Source organism: Marinomonas sp. HM11-D (assembly GCF_057626615.1).
The window spans coordinates 272,268-288,249 of record NZ_JBMMKT010000001.1; the positions used below are offsets into that span (position 1 = coordinate 272,268).

Annotated in this window: 15 protein-coding genes; 13 read left to right on the top strand and 2 right to left on the bottom strand. The window is 49.0% G+C overall.

Features of this window, described 5'->3' with window-relative positions:
• Positions 1-36 precede the first annotated feature (36 nt).
• Together dnaB and ACOSVP_RS01270 are read left to right on the top strand one after the other, a co-directional pair.
• A complete protein-coding gene (gene dnaB, locus ACOSVP_RS01265; protein ID WP_487345704.1) occupies positions 37-1,413 on the top strand; it encodes a replicative DNA helicase in 1,377 nt (458 codons plus the stop codon).
• Between the two features lie 95 nt (positions 1,414-1,508).
• The gene (locus ACOSVP_RS01270; protein WP_487345705.1) at positions 1,509-3,062 is read left to right on the top strand and encodes a methyl-accepting chemotaxis protein; all 1,554 of its coding nucleotides are present in this window, start codon (positions 1,509-1,511) and stop codon (positions 3,060-3,062) included.
• Between the two features lie 77 nt (positions 3,063-3,139).
• Here the strand turns inward: ACOSVP_RS01270 and bioA are convergent, their stop codons facing one another.
• Both bioA and ACOSVP_RS01280 read right to left on the bottom strand, forming a co-directional pair.
• A complete protein-coding gene (gene bioA, locus ACOSVP_RS01275; protein WP_487345706.1) occupies positions 3,140-4,432 on the bottom strand; it encodes an adenosylmethionine--8-amino-7-oxononanoate transaminase in 1,293 nt (430 codons plus the stop codon).
• 81 nt (positions 4,433-4,513) lie between these two features.
• Positions 4,514-5,224 (bottom strand): ComF family protein, encoded by a 711-nt coding sequence (locus ACOSVP_RS01280; RefSeq protein ID WP_487345707.1) that lies wholly within the window; start codon positions 5,222-5,224, stop codon positions 4,514-4,516.
• 107 nt (positions 5,225-5,331) lie between these two features.
• Between ACOSVP_RS01280 and bioB the strand changes: the two genes are divergently transcribed.
• From bioB to fliG, 11 genes are all read left to right on the top strand, one after another.
• The gene (gene bioB, locus ACOSVP_RS01285) at positions 5,332-6,318 is read left to right on the top strand and encodes a biotin synthase BioB (protein ID WP_487345913.1); all 987 of its coding nucleotides are present in this window, start codon (positions 5,332-5,334) and stop codon (positions 6,316-6,318) included.
• On the top strand, positions 6,305-7,489 hold the full coding sequence (gene bioF / locus ACOSVP_RS01290) for an 8-amino-7-oxononanoate synthase (RefSeq protein ID WP_487345708.1): 1,185 nt from the start codon (positions 6,305-6,307) through the stop codon (positions 7,487-7,489). The genes bioB and bioF overlap by 14 nt, the downstream gene beginning before the upstream one ends.
• A gap of 5 nt (positions 7,490-7,494) precedes the next feature.
• Positions 7,495-8,301 (top strand): alpha/beta fold hydrolase, encoded by an 807-nt coding sequence (locus ACOSVP_RS01295; RefSeq protein ID WP_487345709.1) that lies wholly within the window; start codon positions 7,495-7,497, stop codon positions 8,299-8,301.
• Positions 8,282-9,082, top strand: coding sequence for a malonyl-ACP O-methyltransferase BioC (gene bioC / locus ACOSVP_RS01300; protein ID WP_487345710.1), 801 nt, complete (start codon positions 8,282-8,284; stop codon positions 9,080-9,082). Before ACOSVP_RS01295 ends, bioC begins: the two co-directional genes overlap by 20 nt.
• Positions 9,075-9,761, top strand: a complete 687-nt coding sequence (gene bioD, locus ACOSVP_RS01305; RefSeq protein ID WP_487345711.1) for a dethiobiotin synthase — start codon at positions 9,075-9,077, stop codon at positions 9,759-9,761. Before bioC ends, bioD begins: the two co-directional genes overlap by 8 nt.
• 108 nt (positions 9,762-9,869) lie before the next feature.
• A complete protein-coding gene (locus tag ACOSVP_RS01310; protein WP_487345712.1) occupies positions 9,870-10,340 on the top strand; it encodes a helix-turn-helix domain-containing protein in 471 nt (156 codons plus the stop codon).
• Complete coding sequence (locus tag ACOSVP_RS01315) at positions 10,341-11,492, top strand: sensor histidine kinase (RefSeq protein ID WP_487345713.1); 1,152 nt, start codon at positions 10,341-10,343, stop codon at positions 11,490-11,492. It abuts the gene before it with no gap.
• A 1-nt stretch (position 11,493) separates the two neighbouring features.
• On the top strand, positions 11,494-12,840 hold the full coding sequence (locus ACOSVP_RS01320) for a sigma-54-dependent transcriptional regulator (protein ID WP_487345714.1): 1,347 nt from the start codon (positions 11,494-11,496) through the stop codon (positions 12,838-12,840).
• A gap of 74 nt (positions 12,841-12,914) precedes the next feature.
• Positions 12,915-13,271 (top strand): flagellar hook-basal body complex protein FliE, encoded by a 357-nt coding sequence (gene fliE / locus ACOSVP_RS01325; RefSeq protein WP_487345914.1) that lies wholly within the window; start codon positions 12,915-12,917, stop codon positions 13,269-13,271.
• Between the two features lie 27 nt (positions 13,272-13,298).
• Positions 13,299-14,972: a flagellar basal-body MS-ring/collar protein FliF gene (gene fliF, locus ACOSVP_RS01330; protein ID WP_487345715.1), complete on the top strand. Its 1,674-nt coding sequence runs from the start codon at positions 13,299-13,301 to the stop codon at positions 14,970-14,972.
• Between the two features lies 1 nt (position 14,973).
• Positions 14,974-15,981: a flagellar motor switch protein FliG gene (gene fliG, locus ACOSVP_RS01335; RefSeq protein WP_487345716.1), complete on the top strand. Its 1,008-nt coding sequence runs from the start codon at positions 14,974-14,976 to the stop codon at positions 15,979-15,981.
• Position 15,982 lies beyond the last annotated feature (1 nt).

The window sequence follows — 15,982 nt, forward strand, 5'->3', positions numbered from 1 at the left end:
GGTCTTGTCTATCCCCGACTCACGAGAGAGTGTTACGTGCAATTAGAAGATTCAGAAGTCTCCGCCATTAAATTACCGCCTTACTCGATTGAGGCTGAGCGTTCAGTCATTGGTGGCTTGATGCTGGACCCACAAGCGTGGGAGAAGGTCTCAGAAGTGGTCATGGCGGATGACTTTTATCGACCAGAGCATCGCGCGATTTTCTCCGTGATCGCGCGCTTAGCGGATGAGACCGAGCCAGCCGACGTGGTGACTATCAGCGAGCGCCTCGATAAACGTGGTGAGCTGGAAGAGATCGGTGGTATTGCTTACCTGATTGAAATGGTCGAAGCCACGCCGAGTGCCGCCAATATAGGTTCCTACGCTGAGATTGTGCGTGAGCGTTCAGTATTACGCCGCCTGATCAGCACCACCAACGAAATTAATACCCGCGCTTACCACCCAGAAGGAATGACTGCCTCGGAAATCGTCGAAGACGCAGAGCGTCGTATTTTCCAATTAAGTGGCGATGGTGAGAAAAAGGGCGGGCCGCGTGTCGCCGCAGAAATCCTCAGTAAAACCGTTGATAAAATTGATGAGTTGTATCATCGCGAAGGTTCGATTACTGGTCTGAGTACGGGCTTCACCGATTTGGATGCCATGACCTCTGGGTTACAGCCATCTGACTTGATTATCGTTGCTGGTCGTCCGTCGATGGGTAAGACGACCTTTGCCATGAACTTGGTGGAAAATGCCACCATGATCAGTGAGCTACCTGTGGTGGTGTTCAGTCTGGAGATGCCGGCAGAGCAGCTGATGATGCGTATGTTGTCGTCTTTGGGGCGCATCGATCAGACGCGCATGCGTTCTGGGCAATTGATTCAAGAAGATTGGGATAAACTCATGTCAGCGGTGAAAATGCTCAAAGACCGCAAGCTGTTTATTGATGATACGGCGGGCATCAGCCCGACCGAGATGCGTTCACGTACTCGTCGTATTGCCCGTGAGCATGGTGGTGTGGCCTTGATCATGGTCGACTATTTGCAGTTGATGCAAATTCCTGGTTACAGCGAAGGTCGTACCAATGAGATTTCTGAGATCTCTCGCTCGCTAAAAGCCATTGCCAAAGAAATGACCTGTCCTGTGATTGCTTTGTCACAGCTTAACCGTAGTCTTGAGCAACGTCCGAATAAACGTCCGGTGAACTCGGATCTGCGTGAATCCGGTGCGATCGAGCAGGACGCGGACATTATTTCGTTTGTTTACCGTGATGAGGTATACCACGAAGATACGCCCCATAAAGGGATCGCGGAAATTATCATTGGTAAGCAGCGTAACGGTCCGATCGGCACTTGCCGTTTGGCGTTTATTGGCAAGTTTACGCGCTTTGAGGATTTAGCGCCGGACGCGTACCGTGATTTTGATGATGAGTAGTGCTATTTTTATGCTTTTTTGTTGCTAAAAATGTACGTAAATCTTATGGTTAGGGCAGTGATTAGATAGATTTATCGAGAGAAGCTATGCGTAAAATGTCTGTTACAAACAGGGAAAATGATTTTCCCTCGCACTACACCCTTGTCTCCAGTACGGATGTGAAGGGTCGTATCACCTTTGTAAATGATGATTTCTGTAAAGTGGCAGGCTATGAGCGCGAAGAGCTTATTGGTCAGCCGCATAATTTAATTCGTCACCCAGATGTACCTCCAGCGGTGTTTGCCGATATGTGGGAAAACCTAAAGGCGGGTCGTAGCTGGATGGGGATTGTTAAAAACCGTTGTAAAAGCGGTGATCATTACTGGGTCAGTGCGCACGTTAGTCCTCTAATCGATAATGGCAAAGTCATTGGCTATGAATCGGTACGTCAGAAAGTCACCAATGATCAAAAAGCTCATGCGCAAATGGTGTATGAGCGTGTTAACTCAGGCAAGCACCCTGTACCTGCCATGCCGCGTTTCAAAGGCTGGATGTGGCGCCAAACTTGGTTAAATGCCATCTTCTTTGTGGTGTTTGGTATCATGGGGTTATTCTCGCCTTGGTTGTGGTGGCAAATTTTGTCGCCTATTTTGGCGATTGTGGGGGCGACCTTAAACTTAACGCAGCGCCAATCACTGCGTTCAACCATTGCTAAGTTGCCGCCAGAGGCCCATAACATTATTGGTCAGTACCTGTACTACAAAGCGGTAGGGCCTAATGTGGCGCTTAGTTTCTCGCAATTGCATAAGAGTGCGGCGGCGTTTACCTTTCGTTATCGTTTGATGGTGGGGTCTAAGCAGCTGCAACACACGGCACAGCAGGCGAAGAACAGTGTAACTTCGAATTTGGGTAACTTTAATAAGCAGCGTGATAGCTTCCGTACGGTGGTGTCGGCTAGTACTCAATTGCAGGCCAGCGTCAATCAAATCGCTGACAATGTGCGCATTGCCGCTGAAGATACTGCATCGGTAGAAGATAAAGCCAAAGCCAGCCGTGCCATGGCGAAACACACCGGCGAGACCATGCAGAAAGTTTACCAAGAGGTCAACTCAGCCAAAGGTGTGGTAGAGGATCTGGCGAAGCAAAGTGATCGCATCAATGGTTTGGTAAATTCGATCAGTGATATCGCAGAGCAGACTAACTTGCTGGCATTGAATGCGGCGATCGAATCAGCTCGTGCGGGTGAGGCAGGCCGTGGCTTTGCCGTGGTGGCAGATGAAGTGCGTGCGCTAGCCATTCGTACTCAGGATGCGACGCAAAGTATTCACGAAACCACTGAAGAGCTGAAACGCAATACTCAAGCGGTGCTGGAAGCGATTGACAAAGGTGCTAGCGTGGCGAACGAAGGCGTTGCAGGGGTTAGTGAGGTGGCGGAAAGTATGAATGCCATTGAACAAGCCATTCACCATATTGTTGAAATGACCGCACAGATCAACTCGGCAACCGCAGAGCAGGCTGATGTGGCAACTTCTTTAAGTCAGCAAATGATGGAAGTGGATCAGCTGAGTATCGAAAGTATCGAGCGCGCGGAACACATTGTCACCAATATTGCGCACATCGAAGAGGAAGCCTACGAACAGGGCAACCTAGCTGAACGTATGAAGCAGTAGTCAGTGTTCTGATCTAAAAAACCGAGCCTAGCGCTCGGTTTTTTTGTTTGGGACGTCTAGGTTTTGTGAGAAGACCGTTAAGCGAAATGCTCTTGAATCACAGCATGAATCGCGTGACCGAGTTTAACGATCTGATCCTGCTCGATCACATAGGGCGGCATCAAATAAATCAGTCGCCCAAAGGGGCGAATCCAAACACCTTTATCGACAAACAGCGGCTGAATTTTATGTAGGTCGACGGGGTGAGAAAGCTCTACCACGCCAATCGCGCCAAGGCAGCGCACATCGAGCACCACATCCAGATCTAAACAGGGGCTTAACGCGCTTTCCAGCCATACTTGGATCTGCGCGACTTTCTCTTCAATATTGTAGCTTTGTACCAAGTCTAAGCTAGCGTTTGCGGCGGTGCAGGCCAAGGCGTTACCCATAAAGGTCGGGCCGTGCATAAAAACGCCACCTTGATCGCTGATACCTAACGCCACCTTGTCATTGGTAATGGTGGCCGCCAGGGTAATGTAACCGCCGGTGAGTGCTTTACCGACACACATAATATCGGGCTCAATATTAGTGTGCTCAGTGGCGAATAGCTTACCAGTACGGCCGAACCCCGTCGCGATCTCATCAAAGATCAGCAAGATATTGAATTCATCACACAGGGCGCGAATCTCATCCAAATACGCTGGGTTGTAGAAACGCATACCGCCAGCATTTTGCACCACAGGCTCAATGATAAAGCCTGCCAAGTGTTCATGCTGTTCGGCAAAAGCTTCGCGAATTTCTTTTAAATAGTTTGAGTCGATTGGTGCATCGATACCCGTAGGAGGTGGCGAGACAAAGCATTGTGGCGTGAGCGCTTGGTTAAACATGCTGTGCATGCCATTCACTGGATCACACACGGACATGGCGGCAAAGGTGTCGCCATGGTAGCCCGAACGTGGCGTGGCAAAATGCTGTTTGTCAGGTTTGCCTTGCGTGTGCCAGTACTGAATCGCCATTTTTAAGGCAACTTCTACCGATACTGAGCCTGAGTCAGAGAAAAACACGCGCGTGAGACTTGGCGGCGTCATTGCAACTAACTTTTGACCTAGCTCGATGGCTGGCTTATGAGTTAGTCCGCCAAACATCACATGAGAGAAATCGTCAATTTGTTGGTGCAGAGCTTGGTTGATCGCTGGGTGGCTGTAACCATGAATCACACTCCACCAAGATGACATGCCATCGATCAGTGTGCGGCCGTCAGCGAGATGGAACTCACAACCCGAAGCGCGTTCCACTAAAAAGTGCGGCGTAGGATGGCTCATGGAGGTGTAAGGGTGCCACAAAAGCTGTTTATCTAGTTCGGTTAGCAACTGCTGTTGTTCTTGGTTCATGCCGCTTTCTCGATCACTGTATTGGATAAGGGTAGGGCGATACTAACGAAATTGAATTGCTCATGCCATGTTGCTTGGACTTTATTCGGGTGTGCGCGCCAGAGCCAAGACGGTTACTCGTTTGGCGCCAGCAAGACGCAAGGCTTTAGCACAGGCTTCTACCGTGCTGCCAGTGGTGACAATATCATCGATTAAAAGAACCTGCTCAGGCACAGATTGATTGGTGTAGAAGAAGCGATGGGATAAGGTCTGGCGCTCTTGTTTAGAGCGCGTATGTTGTGCGCTGATCTCGACACGGCGCATTAGTTGAAGACGCTGAGTGTTGCGCTGCTCAAGAGATCGTCGCAGTAAATCAGCGATGCAAGTCGTCTGACAATAGCCCCGTTCAGCTAACGAATGCTGACTGGTGGGTACAATACACCAAGTGTCAGGCAGGATAATCTCTTTTGCTTGTATATGCTGCGCCAGTAACGCTACCAGTGGGCGCAATAGGTGGGGCTGGTTTTCAAACTTGGCTTTGCGGATTAAACCTCGACACAGTCCTTCGTATCTTAATGGGGCAATAATGCGATCAAAGCTGGGTGATGAACTTTGACATTCGCCGCATAGGGGGATGCTTAGGGCGGTTGGACGTGAACAGCGTTGGCAGTGGCTGTGATTCTCTTGTAAGAGCGAACGGCAGCTTTGGCAGAGGGGGCCTTCATGGCGGATATCGCAGACATAGCACTGTTTTAAAAGTGTGCGATTGTAAACTGATGAGATTAAGTTGGTTGACAGATGTAAGAAGGTCATTAGTATTGCGTTCCTTGCAACAATAAAATTATGGAGCCTCAGCGGTGACTATTGCGACTCAACCTCGATACGACTGGACTAGCCAAGAAGTTCAAGCTTTATTCGACATGCCATTTATGGATTTGCTCTTCCATGCGCAAACCGTTCACCGTGCTAATTTTGCACCAAACCAAGTACAGGTCAGTACGTTATTGTCCATCAAAACCGGTGCTTGTCCAGAGGACTGTAAGTACTGCCCGCAAAGTGGTCATTACAATACAGAGCTTGAGAAAGAAAAGCTGATGGAAGTCCAGAAAGTGTTGCAAGAAGCACAACTGGCGAAAGAAAAAGGCGCGACGCGTTTCTGTATGGGCGCGGCTTGGAAACACCCGTCGGAAAAAGATTTCCCATACGTGTTGGAAATGATCAAAGGCGTGAAGCAGCTAGGTCTTGAGTCATGTGTGACACTTGGTACCTTGAACGATGCGCAAGCCAAACAGCTGGCAGAAGTGGGCCTTGATTACTACAACCACAACCTAGATACCTCGCCTGAATTCTACGACAGCATCATTACTACTCGTTCTTACCAAGAGCGTCTAGACACGCTTTCTCGTGTGCGTGATAACGGCGTTAAGCTTTGTTGTGGCGGTATCATGGGCTTGGGTGAAGAGCAAAAAGACCGTGTCGGTCTATTGCGTCAGCTATCACAAATGACGCCGCATCCTGAGAGCGTGCCAATCAACATGTTGGTCAAGGTTGAAGGCACACCACTGGAAAACGTGGATGATCTCGACGAATTTGAATTTATCCGTACCATCGCGGTGGCGCGTATCCTAATGCCAACGTCGCACGTACGTTTGTCCGCTGGCCGTCAAGGTATGAGCGAACAAACTCAAGCGCTGTGCTTTATGGCGGGTGCCAACTCAATTTTCTACGGTGAGAAATTGCTAACGACGGGCAACCCTGAAGCGGATAAAGACCGCATGTTGTTCGCTAAGTTGGGCATTCAACCTGAGCAACGTCATGATGTATCGGACGAAGCGGTACAGGAATCCATTGTTGCCCAAGCGAAAGCACAAGAAGAAGCGAAATTTTTCTACGATGCCACCGTTTAAGACACCGGATTGGATGCTCGATGCGCTTGATGAGCGCCGTCAGCAGCATCTATTTCGGTCAACCAAGGTAATCACCAGTCCTCAGTCAACCCGCTTAAGCCAAGCGGGTAAAGACTATTTGGCATTTTGTTCCAATGATTACCTTGGCTTAGCCAATCATCCGCAATTAAAACAAGCTATGGCGGATGCCGCACTTAAGTACGGTGTCGGCAGTGGCGCTTCCCATTTGGTGTGTGGTCATTTAGATGCCCACCAAGCGTTAGAGCAGGCGCTGGGTGCATGGCTTGGCTATGAGCGGGTCCTACTGTTCAGTACGGGCTATATGGCTAACTTGGCCGTGATATCTGCGTTGGGTAGCAAACAGCACCCTATTTTAATGGATAAGCTGAACCATGCGTCTTTGATTGATGGGGCTCGTCTAAGTGACGCCACCTTTAAACGCTATTTGCATAACAATGTTGAAAGCGCGGCTAAGCACATGGCAAGCCTGGGTCAAGCCGGCGTGCTGGCGACCGATGGCATTTTTAGTATGGATGGCGATCGTGCGCCGCTGGCAGAATTAGCGGCGTTGGCAGCCAAACAGGACTGGCTGTTAATGGTAGACGATGCCCACGGTCTAGGATGTATGGGCGAAGATGGCAAAGGCAGTTTAGCGCTAGAGAACTTAAGCGCACAGCAAGTGCCATTTCTGATGGGCACCTTTGGTAAGGCCTTTGGCGTGGCGGGGGCGTTTGTCGCCTGCTCCCATGATATGGCCGACTACCTGACTCAGTTTGCACGTCCCTATATTTATACCACAGCGATGCCGCCTGCAGTTGCCGCCACGGTACTGGCGAGTTTACAACTGATTCGCTCAGCAGAAGGTGAGCAACGCCGTCAAACTCTCGCCAGTCATGTGGCGTTGTTGCGTCAGCGTGCAAGGGCGTGGCCTTATGAAATGATGCCGTCAGACAGTGCCATTCAGCCATTGTTAATTGGTTCGAGTGAGCAAGCATTGCAGATCAGTTATGCATTAGAGCAGCGTGGCATTATGTGTAAAGCGATACGACCGCCCACCGTTCCACCGAATACGGCAAGACTGCGAATTACCCTAAGTGCTGAGCACAGTCGTGGGGACGTCGAGCATTTGTGTGATACTCTTGATGCTATCTTCCATGACGTCTCTGAGTGATCACTATGCGTACTCCTATTGAAACGCAAGCCTTTGGTAATCCAAAGCATCCCGCGATTTTTTTCGTGCCTGGTTGGGCGATGCCAAAAGAAGTACTCCATGAGGTGGCAACGCTGCTCAGTGAGTCTTTTTATGTGGTGCTGGCCAACCTGCCTGGCGTGACGGTTGATCCAAATTGGCATAAAGCCAACCGTTTTGGTCCCAATTACGATATTGATGCCTTGGCTGAGCAATTAATCCGTGCTGCGCCCAAGCCTTGCTGGTGGATCGGTTGGTCGCTGGGCGGTATGGTAGCGAACTACATTGCCTCGCGCCGCTCGAGCTGTGTCAAAGGCGTGATCAGTATTGCCAGTGCACCTAAGTTTGTCGCCTCAAAAACATGGCCGATGGGCATGGCGCAGGACACCTACACGCAGTTTTTTGATCTGGTGAAGCAGTCCCCTGAAAAAGGTTTACGTCGCTTTTTGTCCCTGCAAACGCAAGGGGCACAAGACTCTAAAGCCTTGACCAAAACGCTCGCGGGTTTACAGCCAAAAGAGCTGATTGATCCGGAAGCATTGATCCGTGGTTTGGCGTTGTTGGAAACCTTAGACGTGCGCCGAGAAGTCGCTTTGCTGGATTTGCCGAATTTACATATTTTTGGTGTCAATGATGCCTTGGTGGTTGAGTCTGAAGTGGTGCCAGCCTTGCCGAGCAACCCACTGCAAACTGTGGTGTCACTAACGGATATAGCGCATCAGCCATTCCTTGAAGATCCGTCACAGTTTGTGGCCCTAGTAACGCAATACATTAATGACAACACGTTCCACTGAATCTGATCAATCGTATAAGCAGAAAGTCGCTTCGAGTTTTTCCCGAGCGGCACACAGTTACGATGAGTACGCACTTTTTCAAGAACAGGTATTAACGCAACTGATGGCTTGGTTCACTGCCAAGCCAAATCAGCGTTGGCTTGACCTTGGTACCGGAACGGGGCGGGCGCTCGCGGCGATGCAAGCAATTCAACCGGCCGCGGAATTGGTTGCTTTAGACTTGTCTTTTTCAATGTTGCAACAAGCGCAACAGCGATTGCCTAACGCTGGTTTTGTCTGTGCTGATGCAGAAGCGTTACCTTTTCAAAATGACTCGCTTGATGGCGTCTTCTCGAGTCTAGCGATTCAGTGGTGTTTGCATCCACAGCAGTTATTTCAAGAGTTGCATCGCGTTTTAAAATACCGCGGCCAAGTCGTGGTATCGACTCTATTGTCTGGCTCCATGTCAGAGTTAGGTCAAGCGTGGCAGCAAGTGGATGGTCGCAGTCATCATAATCATTATCCAGCATTAGACGCGGTGTTGACTCAGTGTAAGGCGGCAGGTTTTAGCGTGTTGCAAGCTGAGCAACGAACCATGACGGTCCACTTCGACAGTGTCAAAGCGGCCGTCTACTCCCTTAAAAAAGTCGGAGCTTCCTTAGTCGCGGACGACTCCGGTGTTTCATCGCCATCCAAATGGAAAGCCTTTGAAGCGGCCTATGCTAAGCAGGCGACAGCGCAAGGGATTCCGCTTTCCTATGAAGTGGCATTTATTCAATTAATGAAGGTAGATCATGGCTAAACAGCAGTACTTTATCACCGGAACCGACACTGATGCCGGTAAAACTCATGTTTGCGTTGGCTTGCTTAAGGCAGCCGCACGTCGCGAGTTGCGATCGATGGGGATAAAGCCAATTTCTGCTGGCGCAGAAATGATCGACGGTAAATTGCGTAATGATGATGCCCTGCAGATTCAGGCGGCGGGTTCTATTGCGCTGCGTTATGAGCAGGTGAATCCTGTGGTATTTGAGCCGCCGATTGCACCGCATATTGCCGCGGCCAAAGAGAACAAAATCATTACTGTTTCGCGCTTAGAGGGCTTTGTTCGCGGTACCCTGCTAACGCCGCACGATTTTGCTTTGGTCGAAGGCGCTGGTGGTTGGCGTGTACCAGTCAATGATCGCGAGCTGCTATCGGATTTGGCGAAGCGTTTAGCCATACCTGTGATTGTCGTCGTCGATATGCGCTTAGGTTGTTTAAATCATGCCTTTTTGACCATGGAAGCGATCCGTCGTGATGGTCTGCAGATTGCTGGTTGGATCGCTAACGGTGGTCAAAATGAAATGAACTGCTACGAAGAAAACTTAGCAACACTGAATAATATGGTGTCGGCGCCTTTGTTGGGGAGTTTGTCATGGCAGCAAGACAGCCAAACAGCGGAACAAGAATTTGACCAGCTGTTGCAAAACTTAAGCAGTTAAACCATTGCCTTATAAAGAAATTATTATCATTTTACTGAGCTGAGACCATGTCTCTTGGGTGACTCTGTGCTAAAGTTTAAAGCTAGTTAAGGTCATTAATAGAGAATTATGAAAGCCTGTTTAATTGGTGTCAGCCAAGAAGAGAGTCAAGCTGTTGCACCGATCCTGCATTTCCTCGGTATTGAGATAGTGTTGGATCCGCAACAAGATGAACTGGTCGACTTTTTTGTGGTCGGCAGTTTAGTGGATGTGACTCAGCTGTCTTTGCCTCTGCCCTCTATTTGGTTGCAGACGCACGAAGGAATTGAAACGGATAATGCCATTTGGTGTTGTCCCATTCCTTGGCGTCAGGACCAAATTATGCCCATTTTAAACCGCCTGGCTGAATCTCCGAATATGCCCCGTGCACAAGGGGTCAATCTGAATGTTTATGTGCGACATTTGGAGTCTTTACTGATTCGTCATGCGCTCACCAGCTCCAATGGCGTAGTGTCACAAGCGGCGAATTTATTACAGATTCAACGCACCACCTTGATTGAAAAAATGCGTCGTTATCGTATTGATAAATCGGAGTTTTAAGTGGACAAGGATGAAGAAATTGCCCGCTTAAAAGAAGCTTTTGAGCTGTTTGAGGAAACCTCTCGTTCGCTGCAAAGCTCCTATGCCGAGTTACAAGGGGAAGTGCGGCGACTGACGGAAAAGTTAGAGCAGGCAGAGCAAGCTAAGCGCGCGGAAGAATCGAAAAATAAGATTCTACTGAAACAGTTTCAGCAGTTGTTTTGGTCGATGCCGGTCGGTGTCATGATGCTCAACCCCGAAGGGATTGTGGTGATGACCAACCCGATTGTGGATCGCTTGTTTGGTGAATCCATTTTGGGTGGTGTTTGGTCTGAGATAGTGCCAAAAAGCTTTCGTCCGCAGAAAGACGATGGCCATGAGATTACCATGGTCACAGGTCGTCGCGTTCGGGTAGAAACATCGTCACTAGGGGACGTACCGGGGCAGCTGATTATCCTGGTGGATTTGACCGAAACCCACTCATTACAACGTCAACTGGCGCACCATGAACGACTATCGACCATGGGCAAAATGGTGGCGGCCTTGGCTCATCAAATTCGTACACCCCTGTCTTCTGCTATGTTGTATGCAGGGCACTTACAGAAAGATTCTTTGTCAGAGGACATGCGCATTCGCTTTTCTAGTAAGTTGTCAGATCGTTTAAACAACATAGAACGTCAAATTCGCGATATGCTGATTTTCTCCAAATCAGATATCAAGCTGGATGAAAAACTTAATTTGCATGAGTTTAGCGATAAACTCATTGAGCGTGCCCAAGAGCAGGTGGAACAGCACAATGCCATACTGGATACTACTGCGGGTGAGTTAGCAGTGGGGTTACTGCAATGCAATCAAGAAGTATTGATTGGTGCGATATTAAATCTGGTCAATAACGCAATTGAGGCATCCGAGCGAGGCGCCTGCATTTATCTTTATCTTGCTCAAGTTGAACAACAATTAATAATAGTGGTGGAAGATCACGGTCGAGGGATGACCGAAGAGCAATTAAACAAGGTCCAAGAAGGCTTTGTCACCACTAAACAACATGGAACGGGGCTTGGGCTGATGGTCGTAAAAGCGATCATTCGAGCTCATCATGGTACCTTTGATATTGAAAGCCAGCCAGGTGTCGGCACGAAGGCAACCATCACATTGCCAATTTTAGGGAGTTAACATGTCTGAAGTGAGTTTATTAGTCGTAGAAGACGATCGCGGCCTGGCCGAAGCGTTGGAAGATACGCTGCTGTTGGCGGGCTATAAGTGTTTTATGGTGGAGAGCTCAGAAGACGCTATCTTGGCACTGAAACGCCAAAACTTTGATATGGTGATCTCGGATGTTAACTTGCCGGGCATGGATGGTTATGGCTTATTGCAACATGTGGTGGAACACTTTCCAGAACTGCCGATGATGCTGATGACCGCGTATGGTGATATTGCGCACGCCGTGGAGGCCATGCGTAGCGGCGCAGTGGATTACCTGCTCAAGCCTTTTAAAGAAGAAGAGCTGTTGGATGTGATTGCTAAGCACACTTCCCGTGTGGCGAAAGTGAAGAGCAATACGCCGATAGCCAGAGATCCTGCTAGTGTGGCTCTATTGGAGTTGGCGCGCCGTGTTGCGGTGACTGATTCTACCGTATTGATTTGTGGTGAAAGCGGTACCGGTAAAGAAGTGTTGGCGCAATACATTCATTCCGTTTCAGAACGTAATGGGCAGCCGTTTGTAGCGATTAACTGTGCCGCTATTCCAGAGAACATGCTGGAGGCCATCTTATTTGGCTATGAGAAAGGGGCTTATACTGGTGCAGTGTCATCGCAAGCGGGTAAATTTGAACAAGCCAATGGCGGTACCTTGTTACTAGATGAAGTCACGGAAATGGATGTGGGTCTTCAGGCCAAGTTATTGCGTGTCCTGCAAGAACAAGAAGTAGAACGCCTAGGTGGTAAAAAAGCCATTAAACTGGACGTACGTATTATTGCCACCACTAACCGTGATTTAGCCGAATATGTCCGAGAAGGTGGCTTCCGCGAAGACTTATACTATCGTTTAAACGTCTTTCCGCTACGCTGGTCGCCGATTCGAGAGCGTAAAGGCGATATACAACCGCTCGCAGAAGCATTATTGTTAAAGCATGCACAAAAGATGCGCATTGATGGCGCTTCCTTAACACCATCTGCATTGAGTAAATTAGAAGCTCATGCTTGGCCAGGTAACGTCCGTGAGTTAGAAAACGTGATTCAGCGAGCCTTGATCCTGAGCGATCATGGGCGAGTCGATCAAACTCAGATTGTATTTGATATGGTGACAGCGCCTAAGATAGAAGAGACTCCTAACGAAGATGCTCAAGAGGCAGCATCGATTCTTGGGCGTGGGGTACAGCAACATGAATTTCGTATCATTGCTCAAGCCTTGATTGACGCCAAAGGTAAACGCAAAGAAGTGGCGGAAAAACTGGGTATTAGTCCAAGAACATTACGCTATAAGATCGCTAAGATGCGAGAATGTGGCATAGAAGTTGATTGATTTTAAAGTCTAGTTTTTAATAACAGTGTGCTAAGCTACTACGAACTAATGATTTTTTGGGTGCAAGTAAGATGATGACCGATAGACCTGACATTAATCAGGTGCTTTCTCAGATGCGTGACTTGCGAAGTCAGATCCAAACGCCGAGTGCAAATGCCCAATCAGGTATTCAATCGGTGGGTCCGCAAGCAACCCAACAGGTAGAGCGTCCTGACTTTGCAGACATGCTTAAAGCTGCTGTCGATAATGTGAACTCATTGCAAAAAGAAGCGTCTTCCTTAGCGCAAGCCTACGAGCGTGGCGAAGAAGGAGTGGATCTACCGCAAGTCATGATTGGCTTGGAGAAGTCGAGCGTATCCTTCGAAGCGATGACTCAAGTGCGTAATAAGCTGGTAGATGCCTACGAGAAAATAATGAATATGCCTATTTAATAGATGGGTTGGACGCGGCAGTACTGAATGGATAATGTCCCAGCAGAACGATCAGAGCAGAAACTCTATCTGGAGTTATTGACCGGCTTCAATAAACTGACGGTAATTCGTCAGCTTGCATTGATGGTCGGTCTTGCTGCGTCTATAGCTATCGCATTGGCGGCCGTGTTATGGACCTCAGGTCCAGATTATAAGCCAGTTCTAAGTAGCATTACCGACTACAACGCGGATCAAATCGTTGAAATCCTCAACGTCAATAATATTCCCTTTAAGCTTGATGAAAACACCGGTGCCTTGTTAGTGGAGGCAGAATATTATCATCAAGCCCGACTTAAGCTGGCTGGCTCCGGCATCGTCTCAGATAATATTGTCGGTCTTGAAATCATGGATCAAGACCAATCCCTCGGTACCTCCCAGTTTGTCGAAACCACTCGTTATCGACGAGGGTTAGAAGGTGAGTTAAGTCGTACTATCACCAGTTTACAAAGTGTCAAATCGGCGCGAGTGCATCTCGCTATTCCGAAGGAGTCGGTATTTGTACGGGATACCCGAAAGCCGAGTGCTTCGGTGTTTCTAGAATTGTACCCAGGGCGTCGCCTAGATCGTAGTCAGGTGGACGCCATCGTCAATTTAGTGGCTTCCAGTATTTCCCAACTAAGCGACAAAGACGTCACTGTGGTGGATCAGCGTGGTACCTTGTTGACGGAAAAAGACAGTAACTCTGAGCTTTCGATAGCAGGGAAACAGTTTGAATACACACGTCGTGTTGAAGATGTGATGTTGCAGCGTGTGAACAATATCTTGTCGCCAGTCGTGGGGGGCGGTCGCTTTAAGGCGGAAGTTTCCACGGATATTGATTTCACCGCAGTTGAGCAGACCGATGAACAATATAACCCCGATTTATTAGCGCTGCGTAGCGAACAAACCTTGCGTGAGCGCCGCTCAGCGAATGGTGGCAACAGTGGTGTGCCTGGTTCCTTGACCAATCAACCACCGGGCGCTGTGACCATCCCCGAAGCTGCCGATGAAAACGGTGCTCCTATCGGTGGTAGTGCTAGTGGCTCAAATGGTCAGTCGCGCGAGGAAACCACCCGTAACTTTGAACTCGATCGCAGCATCAGCTATACCAAGCGTCAGCAGGGAACGGTTCGCCGCCTATCAGTGGCTGTGGTGGTGGATGATATTGTCTCCATTGACCCCGAATCGGCCAGCATTGTGCGTACTCCTTGGAGCGATGAAGAGTTGAGTCGATTGACGCTGCTAGTGCGTGATGCGGTGGGGTATGACCCATCTCGTGGTGACAGCGTCAGTGTGATTAACTCGCCATTTGCAATGCCAGAGCCGCCTGAAGAACCAGAAATGGTACCGTTCTACAAACAAAGTTGGTTCCTAGATCTGTTGCAGCCTGTGTTAGTGGGGATGTTTATACTGTTGTTGCTGTTGATGGTGGTGCGTCCGATTTTGAAAACCTTGGGCGATCAGAACAAGATTGCCGTGGCGGAAGATACCGAAGCGGCTATTTTTGCCGATGAAACCGATGAAATCTCCGATGATCAAGTCTCTCTAGTGAGTGCCGAAGACGTTATGGTGCCAGGTTCACCTGAGAAGATTGAGCGTCAGCTGAATGCGATTCGTGGCTTGATTGCGGAAGAACCGGAGCGCGTTGCGCAAGTAGTGAAGCAATGGGTGATGGAAGGCTAGTATGAGTGAAGCAGCTGGAGATATGAGCTCCATCCAAAAAGCGGCGGTTTTGTTGATGTCGCTGGGTGAGTCGGATGCGGCTCAGATTTTAAAGCACATGGGGCCAAAAGAAGTTCAGCGCATCGGCCAAGCCATGGCGCAACTGAGTAACGTACAGCGCCACCAAGTGGAACGAGTGTTAGACGAATTTTTAATCCTAGTTGGTGATCAAACTGGCTTGGGATTGGGTGCCGACGGCTATATCCGTAACATGTTGAAAGAAGCCTTGGGTGAAGAAAAGGCCGGTAGCTTGATTGATCGAATACTACTCGGTGGCAATACCACAGGTCTAGATACTCTGAAATGGATGGAACCGCGCGCGGTGGCAGACGTTATTCGTTACGAGCACCCGCAGATTCAGGCGATTGTTATTTCCTACTTGGATCCAGACCAAGCGGCAGACATCCTATCTAATTTTGATGAGCGCGTGCGTTTGGATATCGTGTTGCGTGTCGCTGCTTTAGAAACGGTACAGCCAGCCGCATTGCAAGAATTGAACAACATCCTTGAGCGCCAGTTCTCCGGTAATAACTCGACTAAGTCCACAAGCATTGGTGGTGTTCGCACAGCGGCCAATATTATGAACTTTATCGACAGCTCGGTAGAAGCTGAGTTGATGGAATCTATCCGTGATGTGGATGAAGATTTGGCGAGCAGCATCCAAGACTTGATGTTCGTATTTGATAACTTGTTGGATGTAGACGATCGTGGTATTCAGGCGATTCTACGTGAAGTAGAGTCGGAAACCTTGATTCTAGCCTTGAAGGGCGCGGATCCAGATATGCAAGAGAAGGTCTACAAAAACATGTCTTCTCGTGCAGCGGATATGTTGAAAGATGACTTGGAAGCCAAGGGGCCGGTGCGTGTCAGCGAAGTGGAAGTGGCACAGAAAGAAATTCTTGCGATCGCGCGTCGCTTGGCGGATAACGGTGAAATTGTCTTGGGCGGTAGCGGCGAGCAGATGGTTTAGT

What these genes read in the sequence shown, in the direction of transcription:
- bioA (WP_487345706.1), bottom strand. Translation starts at nt 4,432, where the DNA reads ATGAACCAAGAACAACAGCAGTTGCTAACCGAACTAGATAAACAGCTT.
- fliE (WP_487345914.1), top strand. Translation starts at nt 12,915, where the DNA reads ATGACCGATAGACCTGACATTAATCAGGTGCTTTCTCAGATGCGTGAC.
- bioD (WP_487345711.1), top strand. Translation starts at nt 9,075, where the DNA reads ATGGCTAAACAGCAGTACTTTATCACCGGAACCGACACTGATGCCGGT.
- fliG (WP_487345716.1), top strand. Translation starts at nt 14,974, where the DNA reads ATGAGTGAAGCAGCTGGAGATATGAGCTCCATCCAAAAAGCGGCGGTT.
- bioB (WP_487345913.1), top strand. Translation starts at nt 5,332, where the DNA reads ATGCCATTTATGGATTTGCTCTTCCATGCGCAAACCGTTCACCGTGCT.
- bioC (WP_487345710.1), top strand. Translation starts at nt 8,282, where the DNA reads ATGACAACACGTTCCACTGAATCTGATCAATCGTATAAGCAGAAAGTC.
- ACOSVP_RS01295 (WP_487345709.1), top strand. Translation starts at nt 7,495, where the DNA reads ATGCGTACTCCTATTGAAACGCAAGCCTTTGGTAATCCAAAGCATCCC.
- ACOSVP_RS01280 (WP_487345707.1), bottom strand. Translation starts at nt 5,224, where the DNA reads ATGACCTTCTTACATCTGTCAACCAACTTAATCTCATCAGTTTACAAT.
- fliF (WP_487345715.1), top strand. Translation starts at nt 13,299, where the DNA reads ATGGATAATGTCCCAGCAGAACGATCAGAGCAGAAACTCTATCTGGAG.
- ACOSVP_RS01320 (WP_487345714.1), top strand. Translation starts at nt 11,494, where the DNA reads ATGTCTGAAGTGAGTTTATTAGTCGTAGAAGACGATCGCGGCCTGGCC.
- ACOSVP_RS01310 (WP_487345712.1), top strand. Translation starts at nt 9,870, where the DNA reads ATGAAAGCCTGTTTAATTGGTGTCAGCCAAGAAGAGAGTCAAGCTGTT.
- ACOSVP_RS01270 (WP_487345705.1), top strand. Translation starts at nt 1,509, where the DNA reads ATGTCTGTTACAAACAGGGAAAATGATTTTCCCTCGCACTACACCCTT.
- bioF (WP_487345708.1), top strand. Translation starts at nt 6,305, where the DNA reads ATGCCACCGTTTAAGACACCGGATTGGATGCTCGATGCGCTTGATGAG.